This window comes from Ureibacillus sp. FSL K6-2830 (genome assembly GCF_038004145.1).
Classification (GTDB): Bacteria; Bacillota; Bacilli; order Bacillales_A; family Planococcaceae; genus Ureibacillus; species Ureibacillus thermosphaericus.
Genome location: NZ_JBBOQR010000001.1, coordinates 1991283 through 2003313 on the forward strand (window position 1 = coordinate 1991283; position 12031 = coordinate 2003313).

The window sequence follows — 12031 nt, forward strand, 5'->3', positions numbered from 1 at the left end:
TTTTCAAATGTGCTGATCGAAAGAACTTTAATTTAGTAAAGTGCTGTGTTACGATAAAATCAGATATACTTGCTTTTCAGCATTGTTAGTATGTGCGAATAAAACTCGATTAAACGAAATAAATATTTTATATAATAGAAGGGAGTGTAACATATGCCAGAATCTATTTGGAAGATTCAAGAAATCCGAAATCAAATTGCTGTGATAGAAGGAAAGCTATCACCAACCATTGTTTTAAAAAATGCACGCTTTTTACATAGCATGTTAAAACAATGGGTTTTCGGTAATATTTGGGTTCATCATGATCGAATCGTATATGTTGGTAATGAAATGCCAGAAAATTTACTTGATACTGAAGTAATAGATTTAGGGGGAAAAACGGTTGTACCAGGTTATATTGAACCCCATGTCCATCCGTTTCAATTATATAATCCTGTAACATTTGCAGATTACGCAGCACAATTTGGAACAACAATGTTTATAAGCGATAATCTACATTTTGCGTTACAACTCCCTAATACGAAAGCGTTTTCACTTCTAGATGAATTGAAAAAGATGCCGTTTTCTTATTATTGGTGGACTCGTTATGATGCGCAAACCGAATTGGGTAATGAAGATCAAATATTTACGAATAAATCTATTTTTGAATGGATTGGAAGAGATGACGTTTTACTTGGAGGCGAGTTAACTGGTTGGCCACGTCTTTTACGTGGTGATGACCAAATGCTTTATTGGATTCAGTCATCAAAGAAGAATGGGAAGAAAATTGAAGGACATTTTCCAGGGGCATCTGATAAAACCCTTGTCAGAATGAAATTACTTGGAGCAGATGGCGATCATGAAGCAATGACGGTTGAGGAAGTTGAAAAACGGATTTTTCATGGTTATGGTGTAACGCTACGATATTCTTCCATCCGTCCTGATCTTCCAAATCTATTAAAAGGAATACTAAATAAAAAGTTAAATATATTTGACCATTTAATGATGACAACAGATGGTTCAACACCTTGTTTCCATCGTGAAGGTGTCATGAATTTATGCATCCAAATTGCACTTGAAGTAGGAGTCGACCCTATTGATGCATATAACATGGCTTCATATAATATCGCGAAGTATTATAATTTATCTCATTTACATGGTTTGATTGCAACAGGAAGATTTGCTACTTTAAATATTTTAAAAGATGAATTTACTCCAAATCCGGAATCGGTATTATCAAAAGGTGTTTGGTTGAAAAAAGATGGACAAAAAGTACAAACATTACCAGAAATCGATTGGAATAAGTATTATCCATCTCTTGAACTAGAATTTGAGTTAAACGAGGAAGATTTCCAAGTATCTACACCAATTGGAATTGAATTGGTTAACGATGTCATAACAAAACCATACTCTGTGAATTTCCAATTGCATAAAAATGAAATTCTTGTAAATTCCGATGAAAGTTTATTAATGCTTATAGATAAAAACGGAAAATGGCGAATTAATGCAATATTAAAAGGTTTTGCAACAAATGTAAAAGGATTTGCTTCCTCGTACTCTAATACAGGGGATATCATTTTAATAGGTAAAAATGAGCAAGATATGATGCTTGCTTTTAATGAAATGAAAAAAATGAAGGGCGGCATTGTCCTTACAGAAGACAATGAAGTTATTATGTCTCTACCATTGACTGGAGCAGGTAACTTTTTCACTGGAAAGATGGAAGACTTAATGGAAAATGAGGCGGCATTAATAGCGGCATTGCGAGAAAGAGGTTATAAGCATAGCGATGCGATTTATACATTGTTCTTCTTACAATCAACTCATTTACCTTATATCCGAATCACACAAAATGGAATTGTTGATGTCATGAAAAAAGAAGTAATGATTCCATCAGTGATGCGCTAGCTGAAAGGATGAAGATTATGTTTCGAAAAAAAACATTGCTTTGTGTCTTAGCAAGTATCTCACTTCTTGCAGCATGTGGAGATGGTAGTGAAAAAAGCATAAGTGATAAACCAATTGAACCAGTTCAAGAAGAACCGAAAGAAATATTATATCCGACACCATTTACTGGAGAACTGATTTCTAATGAGATTACAATGAGGCCTGTTATTGCTACGATTAACAATCACCCTGCTGCCCGTCCGCAATCTGGTATTGCAAGTGCTGATGTAGTTTATGAAATGCTTGCAGAAGGGGATGTTACAAGATTTTTGGCATTGTTCCAATCGGAAATTCCTGATAGCATCGGACCAATTCGTAGTGCAAGATCCTATTTTATTGAATTAGCGGATGGACTTGACGCCTTTTACATTGCACACGGTTTCAGTCCAGAAGCAAAACAGATGCTCGAAAATGGCATCGTTGATAACATGAACGGTATGTATTACGATGGTTCCTTCTTCAAACGTTCTAAAGATCGGGTTGCACCACATAACTCATATTTTATGAGCGATAACCTAGAAGCTGCTGCAGAAAAAGTGAATGCTTCACTTCTCTATCAGAAAAAAGTATCGTATACTTATTATGATGATGAGGAAAGTGTTAAAGTAGGTGCGCAAGCAGATCGTATACATGTCCGTTATAGTAATAATGAAAACTTTAACAGCACCTATTCATATGATCCAGTGAGCAACACTTATTCCCGCTCTTCTGGTGGAACGGTAACAACAGATTTATTGACGGGAGAACCGATAAAGTTATCCAATGTGTTAGTCTTGGAAATGGATCATCAGGTGATTGACAACAAAGGCCGTAGAGAGATTGATATTTATTCTGGTGGGAGAGCTTATATTTTCCAACAAGGGATGATGCGAGAACTGCGTTGGGAAAATATTGACGGCGTTTTAACAGCGGTAGAAATCGACGGCAGTGAAGCAAAACTTATGCCAGGTAAAACATGGATTCATTTTGTACCAACAAATCCGGGAATTGCTACTTCTGTAACTTATTCAAATTCTGAGCAGCAAAGTTGAAAGGATGAGGAAGAAAATGCAGGTAGATAAAATTCGTGGTCCTCAAACAGATCAGCTTTTTAGAGCGATATTAGAATTGAGAGACCTTGAAGAATGCTATAAATTTTTCGATGACTTATGTACGATTAGTGAAATTCAATCGATGGCTCAACGATTTGAAGTAGCTCATCTATTACGTTTGAAAAAAACTTATGAAACAATCAAAAAAGAAACCGGAGCTTCTACTGCAACCATTTCACGGGTGCGTCGTTGTTTCGATTATGGCAATGATGCTTATGAAGAAATGTTAAGTCGACTTTATCCAAATGAAAAACCATATGAACCAAAAAGATAAGTTTGTTAAAATTGGGATTGTTTAGAAGTAAAAATTATCACTCAGTTTAATTGGGTGATAATTTTTTGTTTGTCGATTTTCGATTTCGTGGATGCTTTCTTCATTCCTCATACTCTCTTTTTCGGTCAAGGACAACTGAACGAGGATTGAGAAACGTTTCTTATATATGCAGCGCTCTCACTTACAGGAAAGTAGGTAGGAGTTTTCGGTAAAAGCTACTTTGAGATATACTTATAAGCACAAAATAAATAGGAATAGGTGAGGCCTTTATGGACTATAAAAATTGGAGACATGTATTTAAAATTGACCCTTCAAAAGAACTTTCAGATGAAGCATTAGAAAAGGTGTGCGAATCTGGCACAGATGTCATTTTAGTAGGAGGGACAGATGGGATTACTTTAGATAACGTGCTCGAACAACTCGTTCGAATCAGAAGATATTCTGTTCCAATTGCCTTAGAAATATCAACAATTGAATCTATTACCCCTGGATTTGATTATTATTTGATACCTACTGTCTTAAATAGTACGAATACAAAATGGGTAAAAGACCTTCATCATGCGGCCATTAAAGAATTTGGTGATGTCATGGTATGGGATGAACTAGTTGCAGAAGGCTACTGTATATTAAATCCAGATTGCAAAGTAGCAAAAGCAACGGAGGCCGATACAAATTTAACAAAAGAAGACGTAATTGCATATGCCCGACTTGCTGAAAATTACTTTAAATTGCCTATTTTTTATGTAGAATACAGCGGTACATATGGTGACGTAGAAATTGTTGCTGGGGTAAAAGAAGTATTATCAGAAACTCGACTATTTTATGGTGGAGGTATCCGCAACGCTGAACAAGCAAAAGAGATGGCCAAATTTGCAGATACTGTTATCGTTGGAAACGTCATTTATGAAGATTTAAAAGAAGCGCTAAAAACCGTTGAGGCAGTAAAAAGTGTAACAAGATAAACGGTGCGAAAATGATCTCTTTGTAGTATAATTGAGAACAAATGTTTGGAATAGTGAGGTGCACCATGGAACACATAACAAAAAATTTATTGGATGGAATGAATCCACAACAAAAGGAAGCGGTCAAAACAACGGAAGGTCCCCTTCTCATTATGGCTGGTGCAGGTTCAGGAAAAACGAGAGTGCTGACTCACCGGATTGCATATTTAATTGTTGAAAAACAAGTATACCCTTCAAATATTTTAGCGATTACCTTTACGAATAAAGCTGCAAGGGAAATGCGTGATCGAATTGATGCTTTACTGGGAAGCGGTATATCCGAAAGCATGTGGGTTTCTACATTTCACTCCATGTGCGTTCGCATATTAAGAAGAAATATTGATCGCATCGGTATCTCAAAAAACTTTACGATTCTTGACTCATCCGACCAATTAACAGCAATAAAAAACGTTTTTAAACAACTCAATATTGATACGAAACGATATGATCCAAGAACGGTTTTAAGCACGATTAGTTCTGCTAAAAATGAATGCATCACTGCAGAAGAATATAAAAAAATAACCAATTCACATAATCCTTACGAAAAAATCGTAGGAGATGTGTATGAGGAATATGAAAAAACCCTTCGTAAAAATCAATCCCTTGACTTTGATGATTTAATTATGATGACGATTACTTTGTTTGAACGCGTACCGGACGTATTAGAATACTACCAAAATAAATTTCAATACATTCACGTCGATGAATATCAAGATACGAACCATTCTCAATATAAACTTGTCAAAATGCTCGCTTCAAAATTTAAAAATATTTGCGTTGTAGGGGATTCTGATCAATCCATTTATAAGTGGCGTGGTGCAGACATTCGAAACATCTTATCTTTTGAAAAAGATTATCCGAATGCAAACGTTATTTTGCTTGAACAAAACTACCGCTCCACAAAGAGAATTTTGCAAGCAGCAAACGATGTCATCTCAAACAATGAAAGCCGTTATCCAAAGAAGCTGCGCACAGATAATCCTGAAGGCGAAAAAATTGTATTCTATACCGCTCGTGATGAAAGAGATGAAGCGCAATTTGTAGTTAAAACAATTAAAGAATTAATGGAAAAAGAAGGGCGTAGTTTAAAAGATTTTGCTATACTTTACCGCACAAATGCCCAATCCCGTGCCATGGAAGAAGTTTTAGTGAAATCCAATTTGCAGTATACGATTGTTGGGGGTACGAAATTCTACGATCGTAAAGAAATTAAAGACTTACTTGCTTATTTGCGATTAATTGCCAACAATGATGATGATTTATCACTGGCCCGCATCATCAATGAACCGAAACGAAGCATCGGTCCATCAACTTTCGATAAAATTGCGACTTATGCAATTGAAAACGATATATCCATTTTTAAAGCATTCAATGACATTTCCTCCATCGGGTTAACACCTAGGGCAATGAACGCAATTGAAAAATTTCGTGAATTAATTGAAGGATTGACGAAAATGCAAGATTATTTATCTGTCACGGAATTGGTGGAAGAAGTCATTGAGAAATCGGGATATCGTGCAATGCTTGAGAAAGAAAATACGATTGAATCTCAAAGTCGATTAGAAAACATTGAAGAATTTTTATCTGTAACAAAAGCCTTTGAAGAAAGAAGCGACGATCAATCCCTCGTTGCATTTTTAACAGATCTCGCATTGATTGCAGATATTGATTCGCTTAATCAAGAAAGCGATTCAAAAGAGAGCATTGTATTAATGACGTTGCATTCCGCGAAGGGATTAGAGTTTCCGGTTGTATTCATTATCGGTATGGAGGAAAACATTTTCCCTCATTCCCGCTCAATTGGAGATAAAGCTGAAATGGAAGAAGAACGCCGCTTAGCTTATGTGGGAATCACACGGGCAGAAGAACGGCTATACTTAACTTGTGCCTCTTATCGCACGCTTTTTGGCCGCTCTAATTCAAACTTACCGTCCCGTTTCATCAAAGAAATTTCGGATGACATCATTTATCCAATTTCGAATTCATATAGCTTTGGTGATGTGGAAGAAAAATTGCCTTTCGCAGGTCAGCAGAGAGCTTCAAGTTACAAAAGAAAAATTGGTGTTGTTCAATCAAAATCGCAAATTGCTACTCTCCAATCGACTGGTGGAGAACAATTCCAATGGAAAGTTGGAGATAAGGCGATTCATGGTAAATGGGGTACAGGTGTTGTTGTTAGTGTAAAAGGTGAAGGTGACGATATGGAGCTGGATATTGCCTTTCCAGACAAAGGCATCAAAAGGCTACTTGCCAAGTTTGCCCCAATTACAAAAGGTTAAATAACATTTCACTTAACAATTAGTGGAGGATTACGATGAAAGACCTTGAAAAACGTGTTGCTGAACTAAATAAGCTTTTACATGAATATGCTCATGCCTACTATGTACTAGACAAGCCTTTAGTTCCTGATGCGGTGTATGATCAGCTAATGCAAGAATTAATGGCAATCGAAAAGGAACATCCGGAATTCATCTATCCGGATTCACCTACTCAACGGGTTGGTGGAAAGCCGCTTGAAGGGTTTAACAAAGTAACTCACAGATACCCGATGTTAAGCCTTTCGAATGCATTTTCCGAAGATGATTTGCGGGATTTTGATCGAAAAATTCGTCAAGCGATTGGCGATCGATACAACTATGTTTGTGAACTGAAAATAGATGGGCTTGCCATCGCATTAAGATATGAGAATGGAATATTTGTACAAGGCGCTACCCGCGGTGATGGTACAGTCGGCGAAGATATTACAGTAAATTTAAAAACTATTAAAGACATTCCATTGCGATTAAAAGAGCCGGTAACAATTGAAGTGCGCGGAGAGGCTTATATGCCTAAAAAATCCTTTGAAGAATTAAATAAACAGCGAGCGGAAAATGGAGAAGATCTTTTTGCTAATCCTCGGAATGCAGCTGCTGGATCACTGCGCCAACTCGATTCAAAAATCACCGCTTCTCGAAACTTAGCAACATTTATCTACTCAATTGGTGGAGATGGAGAAGCATACGGTATTGATAGCCATGCAGAAATGCTTGAATACTTAGATTCGATTGGTTTCCGTGTCAACAAAGAAAGAGCAGTTTGTGAAACAATTGATGATGTATTAGCGTTTATAAATAAATGGACAGCGGAACGCCCAAACTTGCCCTATGAAATCGATGGTATTGTAATCAAGGTGAATCGATTTGCTCACCAACAAGAACTCGGATTTACAGCAAAAAGTCCTCGCTGGGCCATCGCTTATAAGTTCCCGGCGGAAGAAGCCATTACGAAAATCATCGATATTGAATTAACAGTAGGACGCACAGGTGTTGTAACTCCTACAGCAATTCTAGAACCTGTCAGAATTGCAGGTTCTACAGTGGGACGAGCTTCCCTTCATAACGAAGATTTAATACGTGAAAAAGATATCCGAATTGGTGATACGGTCATCGTTCATAAAGCAGGAGACATTATTCCGGAAGTCGTTAGCGTCATTTTAGAACAGCGGCCAGAAGGTACTGTACCATATAAAATGCCTGATCATTGCCCTGTTTGTGGCAGCGAACTCATTCGTATTGACGAAGAAGTAGCAATTCGCTGTGTAAATCCTGCCTGTCCAGCTCAAATTGCTGAAGGAATTAAGCACTTTGTTTCTAGAAATGCAATGAATATCGATGGTTTGGGAGAGAAAATAACGGAACAGCTTTTAAAAGAAAACTATATTCGTGATGTAGCGGATTTATATCATTTACAAGTGGAAGAGCTGGCGAAATTGGAACGTATGGGGCAACTTTCTGCAACAAATTTAGTCAATGCTATCGAACGTTCAAAAGAAAATTCATTAGAACGGTTATTATTTGGCCTTGGAATTCGCCATGTTGGTGAAAAAGCAGCAAAGCTCATTGCGGAAGAATTTGAAACAATGGATCGCATCATGGAGGCAACAGTAGAAGAGCTGACGAATATTCATGAAATCGGTGAAAAAATCGCTCAATCAGTTGTTTCTTATTTCCAAAAAGATGAAGCGAAACAATTAATCGCCCGACTCAAAGAAGCCGGTGTCAACATGATGTATAAAGGGAAGAAGAAGTCTCAAGCAGCAATTTCAGATAGCCCATTTGCAGGGAAAACGATTGTTTTAACTGGAAAATTGGAAAGATTGACACGCAATGAAGCTAAAGCGAAAATAGAAGAGTTGGGTGGTAAAGTGACAGGAAGCGTCAGTAAAAAGACAGATCTTGTTATTGCAGGAACAGATGCAGGCTCTAAACTTACGAAAGCACAAGAATTGGGTATAGAAGTTTGGGACGAAAACCGCCTTATTGAACAATTAGAAAAGTAAAGGGGATTCATACAATGAACCGATTTCGCTGGATAACGGCGATGGTCGTTGTCGCTGTGCTTAGCGGTTGTACGCCTTCTTTTCGAGAAGATACGGAAGTAGTAGGACCAAATAAAAAATCTGAAGCAGAAGTTGAAACGACTATCATCCCAAATATGCAACTGGATGAAAGATATTATAAAACATTGATTCCATATAAAGAGAGTGCAAGCAGAGGTCTCGTCGTATCAAATATTTATACGAAATACGACATTAAAGAAGCAGAAGAAGGGTTAATGCGTATTTCGCAAAACGAATTCAGCACAGATAAGTATTATTTCCAAGAAGGACAATATTTAGATAGTGATACGGTCACCAGTTGGCTTGCACGAAGCAACCAAACGGAAGATGGGTTAAATCCCCCTGCTGAAAAAGACATGGATCCTGTAAAACGGGCAAAAGAAGCGCCTGTATACTTAGCGCATATTATCGAGCAAAACTACTTAACAAAGACGAATGACAATAAAGTGACGCTTGGCGGAATCTCCATTGGACTAGCATTAAATTCCATTTATTACTATCAGAAAGAACAATATGGCGAATGGTATGATGAACCAATACCTCCTGCACAACTAGAGAAAAAAGGAAAAGAAATAGCGGAAGAGGTAATTCGTCGTTTACGTGCCCGTCCGGAGTTACAAGATATTCCTATTCTGATTGCATTATTTAAACAGGAAGCACGTAACTCCATCGTTCCGGGAACTTATTTTGCATATAGTCTATCCAAGCCAGGACAAAATAGTTTAGAAGAATGGACGTCTATCAATGAAAAATATGTAACGTTCCCTATGACAAATCCAGAGGATATTTATCGAGAAATCAATACAAACTTCCTAAACTTCAAACAAGATATTCAAGATTATTTTTCAAATTATACAAGCGTCATCGGTCGAGGATTTTACCAGAACGACCAATTAGTCAGATTAAATGTGGAAGTGCCGATTCAATTTTATGGAACGACGGAAATAATCGGTTTTACTCAATATTTAACAGGCGTATTAATGAAAAGATTCCCTAATAGCTTTGATATTGAAGTGAGCATTACTTCCATTAATGGACCGGAAGCACTTATTCTAAAAGATCGCAATGATCAGGAGCCATTTGTTCATATCTATGATTATTAATGAAAAAGGGGGCGTCTGAAAAGTCATTTTGAGACGCCCCCTTTACGGCTGTCGCTAGAGCTTTCGCCGCAGATAAATTGCGGCTGTCGCTAGAGCTTTCGCCGCAGATAAATTGCGGCGAGGGGGCGCGTTTAATGTGACCACCGCAGGAGAGCAAAGTTTTTAAGAGAATATTACTATAAGAAGTAAGGCTGTTCAGAAAGTGTTCGACTTTCTGGACAGCCCCTTTCAAATTGTTTATTTTCTCTTTGATAGTGATGTTTGAAAATATGTAGTTTTTGGAGATAATTGAAAAGTAATATTTAACTGAAGGGAATTTCCTATAAAAGTGTGATTTTTCAATAAAAAAATGGTATTATTATTGCCAGGTTTACGAAATGTGGAGGTGTAATCATCAATGTCAAAATTGACGAAGGAAGAAGTAAAGCACGTAGCTCACCTTGCTCGTTTAGCAATTACAGAAGAAGAAGCTGAAAAATTTGCTGAACAGCTTGGAAAAATTACGGAATATGTACAAACATTAAATGAATTAGACACAACAAATGTAGAGCCAACGTCACACGTTTTACCGATCGTTAATGTAATGAGAGAAGACGTAGCTGAAAAAGGATTGGATCGGGAAAAAGTGTTATTGAATGTAAAAGAACATGAAGATGGTCTTGTTAAAGTTCCACCAATTTTAGAAGAATAAAAGTTAATGGATGGATTTGTTAATGGCAAAAGCCATTATTTTTTGTGTAAGTCACTAGCGAGGCTTGCATTGTTCAATATACCCATATTAAAGGAGGGAACTTCATGACGTTATTAGAACGTTCATCTAAAGAATTACAAGAAGGTTTACATAATGGCGATTTTACAATTGTTGATTTGGTGAATGAATCTTATAAAAGAATCGAAGAAGTTGATGGAGATGTGCAAGCGTTTCTTGCTTTAAATAAAGAAAAAGCGCTTGAGGAAGCAAAAGAAAAGGATCAAGTACCAAAGAACGAACGCGGCCCATTGTTCGGTCTACCAATTGGAATTAAAGACAATATCGTGACTGAAGGACTTGAAACGACTTGTGCTTCTAAAATCTTAGAAGGTTTCATTCCAATCTATGACGCGACAGTTGTGAAGAAGCTTCGAGAAGCTGGCATGATTACAATTGGCAAGCTCAACATGGATGAATTTGCGATGGGTTCATCAACGGAAACTTCATATTACAAAAAGACGAAAAACCCTTGGGATCTTGAACGTGTACCAGGCGGTTCTTCAGGTGGATCAGCAGCAAGTGTTGCAGCAGGAGAAGTTCCATTCGCATTAGGTACAGATACAGGTGGTTCAATTCGTCAACCTGCCGCATTCTGTGGTGTAGTCGGAATGAAGCCAACTTATGGCCGTGTTTCCCGTTTTGGTGCAGTTGCCTTTGCATCATCTCTTGACCAAATCGGACCAATTACACGCAATGTGTATGATAATGCGTTATTACTAGAAGTGATTGCTGGCGTGGACCCTAATGACTCTACAAGTGCCGATGTGCCAGTGCCAAACTATGTATCTAAATTAGACGGAGATATTAAAGGACTTCGCATCGCAGTACCGAAAGAATTTTTAGGTGAGGGTGTAAGTGAATCTGTACGCAAATCAGTTTTAGATGCTCTTGAAGTGTTCAAAGGACTTGGTGCAACAGTTGAAGAGGTTTCACTTCCTCACTCTAAATACGCTTTAGCAACTTACTACATCCTTTCATCTTCTGAAGCTTCATCTAACCTTGCTCGCTTCGACGGAATTCGTTACGGCTTCCGTGCAGAAGGCGTGAAAAACTTAATGGAATTATATAAAGAAACACGTGCACAAGGCTTTGGAGATGAAGTAAAACGTCGTATCATGCTTGGTACGTATTCACTTTCTGCAGGAACATATGATGCTTACTATAAAAAAGCACAACAAGTTCGTACATTAATTAAGCAAGATTACGATAAAGTATTTGAAGATTATGATGTAATCGTTGGTCCAACAACACCATCACCAGCATTCAAAATTGGTGAAAACTTCGATGATCCATTGACAATGTATGCGAATGATATTTTAACAATTCCAATTAACTTAGCGGGTGTACCTGCAATTTCAATCCCTTGTGGATTTGACAACGGCTTGCCACTAGGTTTACAAATCATTGGTAAGCACTTTGATGAAGAAACAGTTTATCGCGCTGCTTATGCATTTGAAAAAGCAACAGATTTCCATAAACAATCTCCTAGATTGGGGGGTAAATAATC

General features: G+C 37.5%; 9 protein-coding genes. All 9 read left to right on the top strand.

Features of this window, described 5'->3' with window-relative positions; translation table 11 throughout:
• The first annotated feature begins 153 nt into the window (after positions 1-153).
• The 9 genes from NSU17_RS09715 (at position 154) to gatA (ending at position 12029) form a co-directional block, all read left to right on the top strand.
• Positions 154-1887, top strand: a complete 1734-nt coding sequence (locus NSU17_RS09715) for an adenine deaminase C-terminal domain-containing protein (RefSeq protein WP_340704895.1) — start codon at positions 154-156, stop codon at positions 1885-1887.
• A 17-nt stretch (positions 1888-1904) separates the two neighbouring features.
• Complete coding sequence (locus tag NSU17_RS09720; protein WP_340704896.1) at positions 1905-2957, top strand: DUF3048 domain-containing protein; 1053 nt, start codon at positions 1905-1907, stop codon at positions 2955-2957.
• A 16-nt stretch (positions 2958-2973) separates the two neighbouring features.
• On the top strand, positions 2974-3291 hold the full coding sequence (locus NSU17_RS09725) for a YerC/YecD family TrpR-related protein (protein ID WP_016838756.1): 318 nt from the start codon (positions 2974-2976) through the stop codon (positions 3289-3291).
• Between the two features lie 269 nt (positions 3292-3560).
• Positions 3561-4253 carry a heptaprenylglyceryl phosphate synthase gene (locus NSU17_RS09730; RefSeq protein ID WP_340436047.1) on the top strand — a complete coding sequence of 231 codons (693 nt, stop codon included), beginning with the start codon at positions 3561-3563 and terminating at the stop codon, positions 4251-4253.
• Between the two features lie 65 nt (positions 4254-4318).
• Positions 4319-6571 (top strand): DNA helicase PcrA, encoded by a 2253-nt coding sequence (gene pcrA, locus NSU17_RS09735; RefSeq protein ID WP_340704897.1) that lies wholly within the window; start codon positions 4319-4321, stop codon positions 6569-6571.
• Positions 6572-6606: 35 nt separating this feature from the next.
• Positions 6607-8610 (top strand): NAD-dependent DNA ligase LigA, encoded by a 2004-nt coding sequence (ligA, locus tag NSU17_RS09740; RefSeq protein ID WP_340436045.1) that lies wholly within the window; start codon positions 6607-6609, stop codon positions 8608-8610.
• Between the two features lie 14 nt (positions 8611-8624).
• On the top strand, positions 8625-9773 hold the full coding sequence (locus NSU17_RS09745) for a CamS family sex pheromone protein (protein ID WP_340704898.1): 1149 nt from the start codon (positions 8625-8627) through the stop codon (positions 9771-9773).
• Positions 9774-10170: 397 nt separating this feature from the next.
• Positions 10171-10464 (top strand): Asp-tRNA(Asn)/Glu-tRNA(Gln) amidotransferase subunit GatC, encoded by a 294-nt coding sequence (gatC, locus tag NSU17_RS09750; RefSeq protein ID WP_016838752.1) that lies wholly within the window; start codon positions 10171-10173, stop codon positions 10462-10464.
• Positions 10465-10568: 104 nt separating this feature from the next.
• Positions 10569-12029: an Asp-tRNA(Asn)/Glu-tRNA(Gln) amidotransferase subunit GatA gene (gene gatA / locus NSU17_RS09755; RefSeq protein WP_340704899.1), complete on the top strand. Its 1461-nt coding sequence runs from the start codon at positions 10569-10571 to the stop codon at positions 12027-12029.
• Positions 12030-12031 lie beyond the last annotated feature (2 nt).